This is a genomic window from Pseudomonas sp. RL_15y_Pfl2_60 (genome assembly GCF_963970595.1).
Classification (GTDB): domain Bacteria; phylum Pseudomonadota; class Gammaproteobacteria; order Pseudomonadales; family Pseudomonadaceae; genus Aquipseudomonas.
Genome location: NZ_CAXAOE010000004.1, coordinates 263,890 through 279,350, shown reverse-complemented (window position 1 = coordinate 279,350; position 15,461 = coordinate 263,890). Strand labels below are relative to the sequence as shown.

The following is a 15,461-nucleotide window of genomic DNA, read 5'->3' as shown; positions in this document are numbered from 1 at the left end:
AAAGACTACTGGCGGTGTCAGTGTTGCAAACAGTTGGTTATAATCGCCGGCTAGTTGCAAGCCCAGCCTCGGTTCAGCTGAACCTGAAAGGAACGAGCATGTTCGAAAATTTAACAGACCGCCTCTCGCAGTCGCTGCGAAATGTCACTGGCAAAGCCAAGATGACAGAGGAAAATATCCAGGACACCCTGCGTGAAGTGCGCATGGCTTTGCTCGAGGCTGACGTTGCGTTGCCTGTGGTCAAAGAGTTCGTTAACCGGGTTAAAGACCGCGCTGTTGGCACCGAGGTGTCGAAAAGCCTGACCCCGGGCCAAGCCTTTGTGAAGATTGTGCGCGCCGAGCTCGAAGAGCTGATGGGCGCTGCCAACGAAGACCTGGCCTTGAGTGTGACGCCGCCTGCCGTGGTGTTGATGGCGGGTCTGCAAGGTGCGGGTAAAACCACCACTGTCGGCAAACTGGCAAAGTTTCTAAAAGAACGTAAGAAGAAAAGCGTGCTGGTGGTTTCGGCTGACGTTTATCGCCCTGCGGCGATCAAGCAGCTGGAAACCCTGGCCAATGATATTGGTGTGACCTTCTTCCCGTCGGACATCACGCAAAAGCCAGTGGATATTGCGCTGGCTGCGATCAGTGAAGCCAAACTCAAGTACATTGATGTGGTGCTGGTCGATACCGCCGGTCGTTTAGCCGTTGATGCTGAAATGATGGCTGAGATCCAGGCGCTGCACGCGGCGGTCAAGCCTGCTGAAACCCTGTTCGTGGTTGATGCCATGACCGGTCAGGATGCCGCCAACACCGCCAAGGCCTTCGCTGATGCGCTGCCGTTGACCGGGGTCATACTGACCAAGGTCGATGGTGATGCCCGGGGTGGTGCGGCGCTGTCCGTGCGTCATATCACCGGCAAGCCGATCAAGTTCATCGGCATGGGCGAGAAGAGCGACGCGCTCGAGCCGTTTCACCCGGATCGTATTGCCTCGCGCATCCTTGGCATGGGCGACGTGCTCAGCCTGATTGAGCAAGCCGAGCAAACCCTTGATCGTGACAAGGCCGACAAGCTCACCAAAAAGCTGAAAAAGGGCAAGGGCTTCGATCTCGAAGACTTCCGTGATCAACTCCAGCAAATGAAAAACATGGGCGGCCTTGGCGGGCTCATGGACAAGCTGCCGCAAATGGGCGGGGTTAATCTCGCACAGATGGGTAATGCCCAAGGCGCAGCTGAAAAACAATTCAAGCAGATGGAGGCCATCATTAACTCGATGACTCCCGCTGAGCGTCGCGACCCTGAAGTTATCAGTGGTTCGCGCAAGCGTCGTATCGCCATGGGTTCTGGTACCCAGGTTCAAGACATCGGCCGGCTGATAAAACAGCACAAGCAGATGCAGAAAATGATGAAAAAATTCACCGCCAAAGGCGGCATGGCGAAAATGATGCGCGGTATGGGCGGAATGTTGCCAGGTGGCGGCGGGATGCCCAAGATGTAATTCAGTGTCTTGAGATACAGCTGCAGCCCACTAAAGCAGGCTGTTCAGGTGTTTTTTCAAGATGGTTTGAATGGCTTGGCAGGCATGCCAAGTCACGACCCGGACCGGCGGGGGCAAAAAGTTATTTGCAAAAAACCGGATTATCCTTAGAATATGCGGCCTTTCGGGCCTAGTGCCCGATGCTTGCATTATCAGTTTTGCAGCACCGACTACAGGAACGAAGTTTAATGGTAACCATCCGTCTAGCCCGTGGCGGCTCTAAAAAGCGCCCATTTTACCACCTCACAGTGACCAACAGCCGCAATGCGCGCGATGGTCGTTTCGTTGAGCGTGTTGGTTTCTTCAACCCAGTTGCATCGGGTAACGAAATCAAGCTGTCCGTAAACGAAGAACGCGTTACTTACTGGCTTGGCCAGGGTGCGCAGCCGTCTGAGCGTGTTGCTCAGCTGCTGAAGGAAAATGCTAAGGCTGCAGCCTAAGTATTTATGAGCACAACGCCAGCCCCAGCTGAAGACTTGGTTGTCCTCGGCAAGATCGTATCGGTGCATGGCGTGAAAGGCGACGTGAAGGTGTATTCCTTTACCGATCCGATCGATAACGTGCTCGATTATCCGCGTTGGACGCTCAGGCGTGACAACGAGGTTAAGCAAGTTGAAGTGGCCAGTGGGCGCTTGCAAGGCAAGGTCCTGGTAGCGAAGTTGAAAGGTCTCGATGATCGCGAAGTTGCGCGTACTTACGCCGGCTTTGAGATTTGCGTGCCTCGCAGCCAATTACCGGAACTAACCGATGGTGAGTTCTACTGGTATCAGTTGGAAGGTCTTAAGGTGATTGATCAGGCAGGGCAGTTGCTCGGCAAGATTGACCATCTGTTTGAGACTGGAGCCAACGATGTGATGGTAGTCAAAGCCTGCGCCGACAGCCTTGATGATCGCGAACGCCTGTTGCCCTATACCGAGCAATGCGTGTTGTCGATTGACTTGAGTGCTGGCGAAATGCGGGTTGACTGGGATGCGGACTTCTAAGCGCCATGCCTAGCTTGCGCGTTGAAGTCATTACGTTGTTCCCGGAAATGTTTGCTGCCATCAGCGAATATGGCATTACCAGCCGTGCGGTGAAACAAGAGCTGTTGCAGCTTACTTGTTGGAATCCGCGGAGCTACACCAGCGATCGTCATCACACTGTGGATGATCGACCTTTTGGTGGCGGTCCAGGCATGGTGATGAAGATCAAGCCGCTTGAGGATGCTTTGCTCGACGCCAAGCACGCCGCAGGTGAAAAAGCGAAGGTGATTTATCTTTCGCCGCAAGGTCGCCAGCTGACTCAGTCAGCAGTACGCGAACTGGCAAACGAAGAGGCTTTGATCCTCATCGCAGGTCGCTACGAAGGCATCGATGAGCGCTTTATTGAAGCGCATGTTGATGAAGAATGGTCGATTGGGGATTACGTCTTGTCTGGCGGTGAGCTGCCAGCCATGGTTCTGATCGATGCGGTAACGCGCCTTTTGCCTGGTGCATTAGGTCATGCAGGTTCGGCCGAGGAAGACTCCTTTACGGATGGCTTGCTTGACTGCCCGCACTACACCCGCCCGGAGGTGTATGCGGATAAACGTGTTCCTGAGGTGCTGCTTAGCGGCAACCACGAACATATCCGGCGCTGGCGTTTGCAGCAGTCCCTTGGTAGGACGCACGAACGACGCGCTGATCTTCTGGATAGCCGCTCGCTTTCTGGGGAAGAGAACAAGCTGCTGGAGGAATACATCCGCCAGCGGGACGATAGTTAATGTATCGATGACAAGCCAGACCGCTTGTCTTAGGAGCGCAGCATGACCAACAAAATCATTCAGCAGATCGAAGCTGAGCAGATGAGCAAAGAAGTCCCTCCTTTTGCACCGGGCGACACCATTGTCGTTCAGGTAAAAGTTAAGGAAGGCGACCGTCAGCGTCTGCAGGCTTTCGAAGGCGTCGTAATCGCCAAGCGTAACCGTGGCCTGAACAGTGCTTTCACTGTTCGTAAGATCTCCAACGGTGTAGGTGTTGAGCGTACTTTCCAAACCTACAGCCCGCTGGTTGACAGCCTGGCCGTTAAGCGTCGCGGTGACGTTCGTAAAGCCAAGCTTTACTACCTGCGTGACCTGTCTGGTAAGGCAGCACGCATCAAGGAAAAACTGTCGTAAGACGTTTTTCTTTGAAAAAAAGGCAGCCTACGGGCTGCCTTTTTCGTTTAAGCATGATCAGTCGGGCATGCGTCGCTTTATTGGTGGATATTCGACCTCTGGTGGACAAGCTTCGCCTTGTCGCGCCCTACAATGATTATGCTTCCTCCACGCTAAACTACAGGCTGCTATGTCATGACCCCTCGTGAGCAAGAAATTCAGCGCCGTATCGAACTCTCAACTACACGGGTCGCTAAAGCCGTGTTCCCGCCGACGACCAATCATCACAACACCCTGTTCGGTGGAACAGCACTGGCGTGGATGGATGAGGTGTCGTTTATTGCCGCGACACGTTTTTGTCGGCGTTCTCTGGTAACGGTGTCCACCGACCGCATCGACTTCAATCATGCGATTGCAGCAGGGTCGATTGTTGAGTTGGTTGGGCGGGTCATCAAGGTCGGCAACACCAGCCTCAAGGTTGAGGTCGAAGTCTTCGTTGAAAGCATGTATCAAGACGGTGTTGAGCGAGCAATCAGCGGTGTATTCAGCTTCGTCGCCATTGATGATGACAAGCGGCCAGTGCCTGTCTTGCCAGACTTCCCGCAAGACGCATAAGCGGTCTGCAAACACTGAAAAGGCGCCTTTATAGGCGCCTTTTCAGCTTATGCCGCTCTGTTATTACTGGTTGGTGCTGGGGGTTGCGGCGGCTGTTTCGGACTGCGTTGTTGGTTCGCTTTTGGCCGCAGGCGTGCAGGTTGGTACGTCATCAATCAATGACACCAGCGTCCAGTCGGCTTCAGGTTCAAAATCCAAAGGCTGAGTGGCGACGTGGATCCAGCCTTTGGGGTCTCTCGCCATTAGCAGCAGAGCACTGTCCCCGTGCAGCTCTTGGTACTCTTTCCAGCCGAATGCAGCTTTAAGCGTGGTGGTGCGGATTTCCGCGCCTTTGCTCAAGCGACTGGCGAACTGGGGAAAGCTGATGGCTTCGCTACCCAGGTTACGGCCGCGTACACCGTCGCTGCTGCGATGCTTGTCTGAACGCCGGCTGTCGTTGCCAGAGGGCAGGGTGAAGCGGTTCGTCGCGGCAAAGTCATGACGGAAATGCATGCAGGCCAGGGCGTTCAGCTCGCTGGAGGGCGATAGCGCAATCAGATGACCCAGGCCAACCATATCCAGATTGGCTTCGGCGTGCTGAGAGGTCGGGTTGCCGAAATAGGTCGGCAGGTTGGCCATGCGTGCCGCGCGGGTGTTTTCCCAGCTGGAGTCGGTGAGCAATACGCGGTTGCCAAGGCTTTGCAGGGCTTTACCCATGGCGCGGGCTACCGGGTTGGCACCGACAATCAAGAAGCCGCTCGGCGCAGGCTCGGCGACCTTCAGCAGCCGCGCCAAAGGGCGCGCCGTGGCGCTTTGCAGCACCACAGTGCCGATAATCACCAGGAATGTAAGTGGCACCAGCAACACCGCTTGCTCATCGCCAGCCTCTTGCAGGCGCAGGGCAAAGATGGCCGATACCGCCGCCGCAACAATGCCGCGTGGCGCGATCCAGGCCAGCAGGCTTCGTTCACGCCAGTTCAGGTTCGAGCCAAGGGTGCAGACAAATACGCTGAGTGGCCGGGCGACAAACTGGATAATCGCCAAGAGCACCAAGGTCACCGGGCCTAGCGCAATCAATGCGTTTAGGTCCAGGCGCGCGGCGAGCAGAATAAACAGCCCAGAAATCAGCAAGACGCTGAGGTTCTCCTTGAAGTGGAGGATTTGCCGGACATCAACGCCGCGCATATTGGCCAGCCACATGCCCATGACGGTCACAGCGAGCAAGCCGGATTCGTGCATCAATTGGTTGGAGGTAATGAAAATACCCAGCACGGCGGCCAGGGACGCGAGATTGTGCAGGTATTCAGGCAGCCAGTGGCGCTTGAGCACCTGGCCAAATAGCCAGCCACCAATCACGCCGAGCAGTGCGCCCGTGCCAATCACCGCGCCGAAGGTTGATAAGCTGTGTCCCCAAGGGCTGCCATCGTCAATGCTGACGATAAAACTGAAGACCACGACCGCAAGCAGTGCGCCTATTGGGTCAATGGCGATGCCTTCCCAGCGCAGGATGTTGGCGATGGAGGCTTTGGGGCGCACTACGCGCAGCATCGGCACGATAACCGTTGGGCCTGTCACCAGCGTCAAGGTGCCGAATAGCAGTGCCAGCTCCCAGCTGAAGCCGAGCAAATAGTGAGTCGCGCAGGCAATGACGGCCCAGGTGATTAACGCGCCCCATGTCACCAAGCGGTGAACCACGGTGCCGATCTCTTTCCACTCAGACATATGCAGCGTCAGGCTGCCTTCAAACAGGATCAGCGCCACAGCCAGCGATACCAGTGGGAACAGCAAGTCACCAAATAGTGCTTGCGGGTCAAGAATCCCGGTGATGGGGCCGGCCAGCAAGCCGCTTAGCAGTAAAAATAAAATGGCTGGTAAGCGCAGGCGCCAAGCCAGCCATTGGCTGGCCAGCGCTGCTGCGCCGATGCCGCCAATGGCAAATAAAATTTGTGTTTCGTTCATCAAGACTCCTTGTCACTGGTGCAGCGTTACTTGCTATGGAAGACTAAGGAGCCTCTGAAAAACTACTTTTTTCAGGAGACCCCTAAAGCGCACGCCACATTAAAGCAGTTACTTATGCCGACGCTAGAACATCCGCTGATTGACCGGTTCCTTGAAACATTATGGTTCGAAAAAGGCCTTTCCGCGCACACGCGCGATGCCTATCGCAGTGATTTAACTCATTTAAATGCTTGGCTCGAGTCACGTGGCTTGACGCTCGAAGCTGCCGGGCGTGAGGTGATTCTTGATCATCTGGCCTGGCGTTTGAATGAAGGTTACAAGGCGCGCTCTACTGCGCGGTTTTTATCGGGTTTGCGTGGTTTCTACCGATATTTATTGCGTGAAGGAATCATTAGCCAGGACCCGACGCTGCAGATCGATCTGCCGCAATTGGGTCGCCCGTTGCCCAAGTCGCTGTCTGAAGCTGATGTCGAGGCGTTGCTGGCGGCGCCCGAGCTGGATGACCCCATTGGGCTGCGCGACCGTGCCATGCTTGAAGTGCTCTATGCCTGCGGATTACGGGTGACTGAGTTGATCAGTCTGACGCTGGAACAGGTGAATCTGCGCCAAGGCGTGCTGCGTGTATTGGGCAAGGGCAGCAAGGAGCGGCTGGTGCCATTGGGCGAGGAAGCGATTGTCTGGATTGAGCGCTACACCAAGGAGGCGCGCGGTTTTTTACTCGGTGGCAAGCCCAGTGATGTGCTGTTTCCCAGTTCCCGTGGCGAGCAAATGACCAGGCAGACCTTTTGGCATCGCATCAAGCATCAGGCCAGGGTGGCCGGTATCGCCAAGTCATTGTCGCCTCATACGCTGCGCCACGCCTTTGCCACGCACTTGCTTAACCACGGCGCTGACCTGCGTGTGGTGCAGATGCTATTGGGCCACAGCGATCTGTCGACCACGCAAATCTACACGCACATTGCCCGTGCTCGCCTGCAAGAGTTGCATGCGGTTCATCATCCGCGCGGATAAGGCTGTTTGGCACAGCCCCGCGAGGCCGAATTATGGTAGTCTCCAGCCTCCGAAATTTGCGCTGCTCTGTAGGAGAACCCATGCGCTTGACCCGAATTATTGCGACCGCTGCGTTGGCACTGTTGAGTAGTGTGGCCTTTGCTGACGAAGCAGAGCAGGCTATCCGTAAAACGCTTGATACCTTGCAGATCGACGTGCCTGTCGAAAGCGTCACCGCGAGCCCGCTCAAAGGCTTGTATGAAGTCAAACTCGCCGGTGGCCGGGTGATTTACGCCAGTGCTGACGGCCAGTTCGTTATGCAGGGCTATTTGTTCCAGATGCAAAATGGCGCGCCGGTCAATTTGACTGAAAAGGCTGAAAGCCAGGGCATCGCCAAGGCTATCAACAATATTCCCGAGGCAGAAATGGTGGTTTACCCGGCGACGGGCAAGGCCAAGACCCATATCACCGTCTTCACTGATACCACTTGCCCCTATTGCCACAAGTTGCATGGCGAAGTTGCTGAGCTGAACAAGCAAGGCATCGAGGTGCGTTATGTTGCCTTCCCGCGCCAGGGCTTGGGCTCGGCGGGTGACAAGCAGCTGCAAGCTGTGTGGTGTTCTAAAGACCGCCGCGACGCCATGGATAAAATGGTCGAGGGCAAGAATATTTCGGCTGCAGCTTGCGCTAACCCGGTGTCCAAGCAGTTTGCCCTGGGGCAGTCTATCGGCGTACGCGGGACGCCGGCGGTAGTGCTTGCCAACGGCCAGTTGATCCCCGGCTACCAGCCGGCTGCCCAACTTGGCGCCCAGGCACTTGCAGCCCAGTAATAGCTGGTGATTTGACCCTGCTACAGGGCAGATTGACTAATACCTAGCCGCTTCGTAATGTGCGGCTCTCTTTTTATGCGACCGACTTATGAGTCGGTCGTTTTGTGCAGTACAGATGGGAGTTCAGTGTGAAACCGGTCAAAGTAGGCATTTGTGGTTTAGGTACTGTCGGTGGCGGTACATTCAACGTGCTCAAGCGGAACGCAGAAGAAATCGCGCGACGTGCTGGGCGTGGTATTGAAGTGGCGCAAATTGCGCAGCGTTCAGCTAACCCGCAATGCGATACGACCGGCACTGCAATTACCAACGATGTCTTCGAACTGGTCAGCAACCCTGAAATTGAAGTGGTTGTCGAGCTTATTGGTGGCAGCACCATCGCCCGTGACGTTGTGCTCAAGGCCATTGAAAACGGCAAGCACGTGGTCACAGCAAACAAGGCGTTGATTGCGGTCCATGGCAATGAAATCTTTGCCAAGGCCCGTGAAAAGGGCGTGATCGTCGCATTTGAAGCTGCGGTTGCAGGTGGTATTCCGGTGATCAAGGCGATCCGCGAAGGCCTGGCGGCCAACCGTATCAACTGGCTGGCAGGCATCATCAACGGCACTGGCAACTTCATTCTCAGCGAAATGCGTGAAAAAGGCCGTGCCTTTGCCGACGTGCTGGCTGAAGCTCAAGAACTGGGTTATGCCGAAGCGGACCCGACCTTTGACGTTGAAGGGATCGATGCGGCGCACAAACTGACCATTCTGGCCTCGATTGCCTTTGGTATTCCGCTGCAGTTCGACAAGGCCTACACCGAAGGCATCACCAAGCTGACCACTGCGGACGTCAACTACGCCGATGCACTGGGTTATCGCATCAAGCACTTGGGCGTGGCGCGTCGTACCGAGGCTGGCATTGAATTGCGCGTGCATCCGACGCTGATCCCGGCTGATCGTCTGATCGCCAACGTCAATGGCGTGATGAATGCGGTCATGGTCAACGGTGATGCAGTGGGTTCAACGCTGTACTACGGCGCTGGCGCTGGCATGGAGCCAACCGCTTCGTCTGTGGTTGCCGACTTGGTTGACGTTGTGCGTGCCTTGACCACTGACCCGACCAACCATGTGCCGCACCTGGCGTTCCAGCCAGACGCGCTGTCTGATCATCCGATCCTGCCAATCAACGCCTGCGAGAGCGCTTATTACCTGCGTATTCAAGCCAAGGATCGGCCAGGTGTTCTGGCTCAGGTGGCGAGCATTCTGTCGGCTCGCGGTATCAATATCGAATCGATCATGCAGAAAGAAGTCGAAGAGCATGATGGTTTGGTGCCCATGATTCTGGTCACCCACCGTGTCGTCGAATCGCAGATCGATGAAGCCATCACCGCGCTTGAGGCGTTGGATGATATTGCTGGCAGTGTTGTGCGTATCCGCGTTGAACAACTGGTCTAAGGGAAATCGTTATGCGTTATATCAGCACCCGTGGCCAGGCACCGGCCCTGAATTTCGAAGATGTATTGCTGGCCGGACTTGCCAGTGACGGCGGCCTCTATGTGCCGGAGAACTTGCCGCGTTTTACTCAGGAAGAGATCGCTTCGTGGGCGGGCCTGCCGTACCACGAGCTGGCTTTCCGAGTCATGCGTCCGTTCGTAACGGGTAGCATTCCGGATGCCGATTTCAAGAAGATCCTTGAAGAAACCTATGGCGTGTTTGCCCACAACGCAGTGGCTCCGTTACGCCAGTTGAACGGCAACGAGTGGGTGCTTGAGCTGTTTCACGGCCCGACGCTGGCATTCAAGGACTTCGCTCTGCAGTTGCTCGGTCGCCTGCTTGACTACGTGCTGGAAAAGCGCGGCGAGCGCGTGGTGATCATGGGTGCCACCTCGGGTGATACCGGTTCCGCTGCGATTGAAGGCTGCCGCCGTTGCGAAAACGTCGATATCTTCATCCTGCATCCGCACAACCGCGTGTCCGAAGTTCAGCGTCGGCAGATGACCACCATTCTCGGTGAGAATATTCATAACATTGCCGTCGAAGGTAACTTCGATGACTGCCAGGAGATGGTCAAGGACAGCTTTGCTGACCAGAGCTTCCTCAAGGGCACGCGCCTGGTCGCGGTAAACTCGATCAACTGGGCGCGGATCATGGCTCAGATCGTTTACTACTTCCACGCGTCCTTGCAGCTTGGTGGTCCGGCGCGCTCGGTGGCATTCTCGGTGCCAACCGGCAACTTCGGCGACATCTTCGCAGGTTATCTGGCGCGCAACATGGGCCTGCCAATCAGCCAACTGATTGTCGCAACCAACCGCAATGACATCCTGCATCGCTTTATGAGCGGTAATCAGTACGTCAAAGACACCTTGCACCCAACGCTGTCGCCGTCGATGGATATCATGGTTTCGTCGAACTTTGAGCGACTGTTGTTTGATATGCACGGTCGTAACGGTGCGGCTATTGCTGAATTGATGGCCAACTTCAAGAAGGGTGGTGGTTTCAGCGTCGAGCAAGATCGCTGGACCGAAACCCGCAAGTTGTTTGATTCGTTGGCCGTGGATGATGACGAGACGTGCGAAACCATCGCCGAGGTCTACAAGGAGTGTGGCGAGTTGCTCGATCCGCACACCGCTATTGGCGTTAAAGCCGCGCGTGAGTGCCGTCGTAGCCTGAGCGTGCCAATGGTCATTCTCGGTACTGCGCATCCGGTTAAATTCCCGGAAGCGGTTGAGAAGGCCAGCATCGGCCAAGCCCCGGCGCTACCGCCTCACTTGGTTGATCTGTTCGAGCGTGAAGAGCGCTGTACTGTGCTTGCCAATGATCTGAAAGTGGTGCAGGGCTTTGTTTCCGCTCACGGAAATCGCGGCAAGCCGCTGTAAAATAGCTGCGCCTAAGCTGCAAAATCAGGCCGGTAACCTCAAGGGTTACCGGCCTTTTTTATGGCGGTTATTTACATTTGCCCCCAATTTTTTATCAACTGCCTTGGTGATACTTGTTAGGGTAGGGAGCATCGCATCGAAAGCTGTCGCCTGGCAGAGCCGTGACGTTTTAAACAGCCTGCTAGGGCGTTTTCGTGTACTGCCCGTGAGGGCTGAACTGAAAAGGGGGCCGCCATGTCGCTACGGAATGCCGTGCAGCTGATTTGTTATCCGAACCGGCTGGGTAATAACCTTGCTGACCTCTACACAGTGATCGACCGCTATCTGGGCGATAGCATTGGTGGCGTGCATATTCTGCCGTTGTATCCATCCAATGCTGACAGCGGCTTTTCACCGCTGACCCATGCTGAAGTCGATCCGGCATTTGGGACCTGGGCGGATGTCGAGCGCATCACCGCCCGCTATGACCTGTGCCTGGACTTGACCATCAACCATATTTCCGATGAGTCGGTGGAGTTCAAGGACTTCCTTAAAAACGGTTCAGCCTCGGCCTATGCCGACTTGTTTGTACAGGTTGATCGACTCGGCCCCATCAGCCCGCAAGACTTGGCGCTGATCCATATCCGCAAGGAAAAGGAGCCATTTCGCGAGGTGCAGTTTGCCAATGGCGAGCGCGGACGGGTGTGGTGTACATTCACTGAGCAGCAAATTGACCTGGATTACACCTCCGCCCATACCTATCAATTGATGGAGGGCTACATCGCCTTTCTCGCCGCGCGCGGGGTCAAGTTGTTCCGCCTTGATGCATTTGGCTACACCACCAAGCGCATTGGCAGCAGCTGCTTTCTGGTTGAGCCTGAGGTCTACCGGATTCTCGAATGGTTCCGCGATACCACCCAGAAATACGGGGCCGAAACCCTGCCCGAGGTACACGATCACACCAGTTATCAGTACGCCATCTCCCGGCGAGGTATGCGCCCTTATGCGTTTGCCTTGCCGCCATTGATCCTGCATTGCCTGCTTGAAGGCAGCAGCCGTTATCTGAGGAACTGGTTGCGTATGTGCCCGCGTAACCAGGTGACGGTACTCGATACTCACGACGGTATTTGTATTCCCGATGTTGAGGGCGTTCTGCCGGAAGATCAGATCAAGGCCTTGGTTGCCAATGTTTCGGAGCGCAGCGCTGATCCGATCATGCGTCGCTCCGCGGTCAATGTGCACAGCGTCGGCGCCATTTACCAATTGACCTGCACCTTCTACGAAGCGCTGCAGTGTGACGATGATGCTTATATTGTCGCTCGCGCCATCCAGTTTTTTACGCCGGGTATCCCGCAGGTGTATTACGTCGGCTTGCTGGCAGGGGCCAATGACTATGACTTGCTGGAAAGCAGCGGTGAGGCGCGCGATATCAATCGCCATTACTACAGCTTCGAGGAAATCGACCAGGAAATGCAGCGGCCGGTGGTGCAGCGCTTGCTTGAACTGATGCGCTTTCGCAGCCATTACCCGGCGTTTGAAGGTCGCTTCGAGCTTAATTCCTCAATCGACAGTCGGGTGTTGATGGGCTGGCGCCATGGTGAGTTTTATTGCCGGTTGGACATCGACTTGGTCGCCAAGACGGCCATCATCAATTACCGCGATGTTGAGGGCTGCTGCGAGCGGGAAATGCAGTGCTAAAAAAGCGCCAATGACGCAGTGTCATTGGCGCTTGGGTTTCTACGATCGGGCTGGGTGGCGCGGATGATAAGCGCTGTTTAGCCCATCATCGAAATAACAACGAATGTGCCGCCGATCGCCACCCCGGAAATGCCCAGCCAGATAATCAAATAGCCCATGATATCCCGCGCTGAAAGCCCGGCCACGCCCAGCAATGGCAGAGCCCAGAAGGGTTGGATCTGATTGGTCCAGCCATCGCCCCAGGTGAAGGCCATGATGGTTTGCGCCGGATCTGCTCCCAGGGCGTGAGCGGCGTTCATCATGATCGGGCCTTGGATTGCCCATTGCCCGCCACCGGACGGAATAAAGAAGTTGACGATGCCCGCACAGAGGAAGGTCAGCAACGGGAAGGTTTCTGGCGTGGCGATGTGGATGATTGCCTGGGAAAACTCGGTCACCAGCCCGGAGCCGGTCATCATCCCGGCAATACCGGCGTACAACGGGAACTGCACGATAATCCCACTACCGGCGGTAACGGCCTTGCTGGCGGCCTTGGTGTAGGAGGCCGAGTTCTTGTGCAGTATCAGGCCGAGCGCGAGAAAGAACAGAATGATGGTATTGAGGTTGACGTTGAAACCTTTGTCGATGATCTGGCCAGCCAGATAGGCCGCTGCTAAACAGCCCAAGAGGAAGATAGGCCAGCGACTGTGTTCTAAGCGATCAGAAGGGGCCATACCTGCTTTGCTGACGGGCGCATCGTCTTGCACATCCTCATCGGTATCTTGCAAGCGGATGATGTCCTTGGGCTGCTTTTGCAGCAAGAAGAAACCCACCAGTAATACCAGCAGCAACAGGGTGAGGATGATGTTCCAACTCGAGTACAGCGTCTGCGAGACAGGAATGATCCCCAGCGTATCTTCCATGAAGTGGCCAGGCGTCGCGATAACCAGCGGAATCGATGACGACGGCCCGCGCACCAGTTCGCCGCCATAGGCTGCGGCCACGATCAACGGGAAGTGAATTGCCACGCGCTTGCCCATTTCCCGGGCGAGGATGGCGCCTGCCACCATGCCAAAGCCCCAGTTGAGGTAATAGCAGACAAAGCTCACCACAATGGTCAACACCAAGGCCTGTTTCGGCGTGTTGGCGTGTTTGGTAAAACCGCTCAGCATGGCTTGGACTGCCGGGCTCAATGCGAGCACATAGCCGGTCAACAGTACGAGCACCATCTGCATGCCGAAGGTAAACAGCTTGGAAAATCCATCGCCCCAATAACGGGCCATCTCCATGGGCGATTGGTCGGTTATGCCAACACCCATCAGCACCACAATAAAGGTCAGCAGGACCGCTAATAGAAAGGCGCTAGGCAGATAACGCTGCACCATTTTTACAGAGAAATTAGTTATCGCTTCCATCAGGAATCCTGTTGTTCTTATGGTGATTGCAATTGGCTGCAAGGGTATAGGCAGACGGCCTCTGCTCGTCGGCGTGTTTGCTTTTTAGAGAAATATCCACACCTTGTGATCGGGGTGCTGAGCTTTTGGCGGCACTCCTGCTACTTCCATTTGATGCGTGTTCGTTTTGCGAACATATGTTTGGCTAACGAACACAGTGCGCGATCATCGTTCCTAGGTCAATACTTTCCAGAGCGTGTCAGCGAAATCTATGTTCGCAAGGCGAACAAATGCTAGAGTTCTGCCCGCTCAACAGGCGTGCATGCCGCAATCAAGGAGAAGAAAAGATGGACGACAAGGTGCTTCAGCCAGATGACCGCGACTATGTGAGCGCATTGGCTTCCGGGCTGAAGGTTCTGCTCGCCTTTGATGCGGCTCATCCGCGCATGACGCTGAGTGAAGTGGCTGCCCGCACGGCCATGGATCGGGCAAAAGCCCGGCGGTTTTTGCTTACCTTGCATTCACTGGGGTATATGCGCCGCACTGGACGCCAGTTCGAGTTGACGCCGCAGGTATTACAGCTTGGCCATGCTTATCAGGCCTCTAATCAATACAGTGCGGTCATTCAGCATTACCTGCAGGACATCACCGCAGAGCTTGGCGAATCCTCGTCCTTGACTGTGCTCGACGGCAATGATGTGGTCTATGTCAGTCGTTCAGCAGCGCCCCATCGACTGATGGCAATCACCCTAGTCGCGGGTACCCGGCTGCCTGCAGCTTACACGTCGATGGGCAGGGTTTTGTTGGCGCAAATGACTGACCAGGCGCTGCACGCTTTTGTCGAGCGCGTACCGTTGGAGCCACACACCGCTTTTTCGATCGCCTCTAAAGATGCATTGCGCGAAGAAATTGGCAAGGTGCGTGCGCAAGGCTATGCGATGGTCGACCAGGAGCTGGACCTCGGTTTGCGCTCGGTGGCCGTGCCTGTATTTGCTGGCAATGGTGATTTGCTCGGCGCCATCAATATCAGCACCAATGCTTCACGGGTGCCAACGCAAGTCCTGCTCAATGACTACCTGCCCAAGCTTCAACGGGTTGCGCAAACCGTACGCAGTGTCATTCGTTCAGCTTTGGGCTAAGTGCAACTGGTTGCTATCGCCGCCGTCCAGAGGCTTGCTTGCGCTCCATGACATTGAGTGGATTGATCCTGGTCCTCACATCAGCTGACAGGAATAAGGCCTCGACATCCTGGCTGAAGGTCACTTTCTGCGGCATCAGATTCGCCTGCAAGAGCGCCTCAAGGCAGCGACCGAAGCAGGTTTGCAGATGCTCGATGAAATTGGCGCCGAGGTGTTCTTCCGGCCTGAGCAGAGCCTGTACCTGTGGGCAAGAATGGCGCACATCGATGATGCCCGCCAGTTACTGCCCAAGGGTTTCATGATTGCGCCCGGACATATTTTTTCACCCGAGCAATCACGCATTAATCCCTGGACCCGGCTGAACGTAGCCTACCTCAATGACCCTTTGCTCAAGGCTGTGCTAAAGCATCCCTGA

At 55.6% G+C, this 15,461-nt stretch carries 14 protein-coding genes and 1 pseudogene; 13 read left to right on the top strand and 2 right to left on the bottom strand.

What is annotated here, in order from left to right:
• The first annotated feature begins 98 nt into the window (after positions 1–98).
• From ffh to AACY26_RS12950, 6 genes are all read left to right on the top strand, one after another.
• The gene (gene ffh / locus AACY26_RS12975; RefSeq protein ID WP_339514642.1) at positions 99–1,478 is read left to right on the top strand and encodes a signal recognition particle protein; all 1,380 of its coding nucleotides are present in this window, start codon (positions 99–101) and stop codon (positions 1,476–1,478) included.
• Between the two features lie 227 nt (positions 1,479–1,705).
• A complete protein-coding gene (gene rpsP / locus AACY26_RS12970; RefSeq protein ID WP_010484678.1) occupies positions 1,706–1,957 on the top strand; it encodes a 30S ribosomal protein S16 in 252 nt (83 codons plus the stop codon).
• 6 nt (positions 1,958–1,963) lie between these two features.
• On the top strand, positions 1,964–2,500 hold the full coding sequence (gene rimM, locus AACY26_RS12965) for a ribosome maturation factor RimM (RefSeq protein WP_339514640.1): 537 nt from the start codon (positions 1,964–1,966) through the stop codon (positions 2,498–2,500).
• A gap of 5 nt (positions 2,501–2,505) precedes the next feature.
• Positions 2,506–3,258: a tRNA (guanosine(37)-N1)-methyltransferase TrmD gene (gene trmD / locus AACY26_RS12960; protein ID WP_339514638.1), complete on the top strand. Its 753-nt coding sequence runs from the start codon at positions 2,506–2,508 to the stop codon at positions 3,256–3,258.
• Between the two features lie 42 nt (positions 3,259–3,300).
• Entirely contained in the window at positions 3,301–3,651 is a 351-nt protein-coding gene (gene rplS, locus AACY26_RS12955; RefSeq protein WP_010484685.1) for a 50S ribosomal protein L19, read from the top strand.
• A gap of 174 nt (positions 3,652–3,825) precedes the next feature.
• On the top strand, positions 3,826–4,245 hold the full coding sequence (locus tag AACY26_RS12950; protein WP_010484686.1) for an acyl-CoA thioesterase: 420 nt from the start codon (positions 3,826–3,828) through the stop codon (positions 4,243–4,245).
• A 63-nt stretch (positions 4,246–4,308) separates the two neighbouring features.
• On the opposite strand, the gene AACY26_RS12945 is transcribed toward AACY26_RS12950, so the two are convergent.
• Positions 4,309–6,183, bottom strand: a complete 1,875-nt coding sequence (locus tag AACY26_RS12945; RefSeq protein WP_339514636.1) for a cation:proton antiporter — start codon at positions 6,181–6,183, stop codon at positions 4,309–4,311.
• 114 nt (positions 6,184–6,297) lie between these two features.
• On the opposite strand from AACY26_RS12945, the gene xerD reads away from it, so the two are divergent.
• From xerD to gtfA, 5 genes are all read left to right on the top strand, one after another.
• Entirely contained in the window at positions 6,298–7,194 is an 897-nt protein-coding gene (xerD, locus tag AACY26_RS12940) for a site-specific tyrosine recombinase XerD (protein WP_339514634.1), read from the top strand.
• 80 nt (positions 7,195–7,274) lie between these two features.
• Positions 7,275–8,003 (top strand): bifunctional protein-disulfide isomerase/oxidoreductase DsbC, encoded by a 729-nt coding sequence (gene dsbC / locus AACY26_RS12935; RefSeq protein ID WP_339514632.1) that lies wholly within the window; start codon positions 7,275–7,277, stop codon positions 8,001–8,003.
• A 128-nt stretch (positions 8,004–8,131) separates the two neighbouring features.
• On the top strand, positions 8,132–9,436 hold the full coding sequence (locus tag AACY26_RS12930; protein ID WP_339514630.1) for a homoserine dehydrogenase: 1,305 nt from the start codon (positions 8,132–8,134) through the stop codon (positions 9,434–9,436).
• An 11-nt stretch (positions 9,437–9,447) separates the two neighbouring features.
• Entirely contained in the window at positions 9,448–10,857 is a 1,410-nt protein-coding gene (gene thrC, locus AACY26_RS12925) for a threonine synthase (RefSeq protein WP_339514628.1), read from the top strand.
• A 234-nt stretch (positions 10,858–11,091) separates the two neighbouring features.
• Positions 11,092–12,534 (top strand): sucrose phosphorylase, encoded by a 1,443-nt coding sequence (gtfA, locus tag AACY26_RS12920; RefSeq protein ID WP_339514626.1) that lies wholly within the window; start codon positions 11,092–11,094, stop codon positions 12,532–12,534.
• Between the two features lie 77 nt (positions 12,535–12,611).
• Here gtfA and AACY26_RS12915 read toward each other — a convergent pair whose 3' ends face one another.
• Positions 12,612–13,928, bottom strand: a complete 1,317-nt coding sequence (locus tag AACY26_RS12915) for a short-chain fatty acid transporter (protein WP_339514624.1) — start codon at positions 13,926–13,928, stop codon at positions 12,612–12,614.
• A 326-nt stretch (positions 13,929–14,254) separates the two neighbouring features.
• On the opposite strand from AACY26_RS12915, the gene AACY26_RS12910 reads away from it, so the two are divergent.
• Both AACY26_RS12910 and AACY26_RS12905 read left to right on the top strand, forming a co-directional pair.
• Positions 14,255–15,046: an IclR family transcriptional regulator domain-containing protein gene (locus tag AACY26_RS12910; protein WP_339514622.1), complete on the top strand. Its 792-nt coding sequence runs from the start codon at positions 14,255–14,257 to the stop codon at positions 15,044–15,046.
• Between the two features lie 106 nt (positions 15,047–15,152).
• Positions 15,153–15,461 (top strand): annotated as a pseudogene (locus tag AACY26_RS12905) (PLP-dependent aminotransferase family protein); the annotation flags it as partial.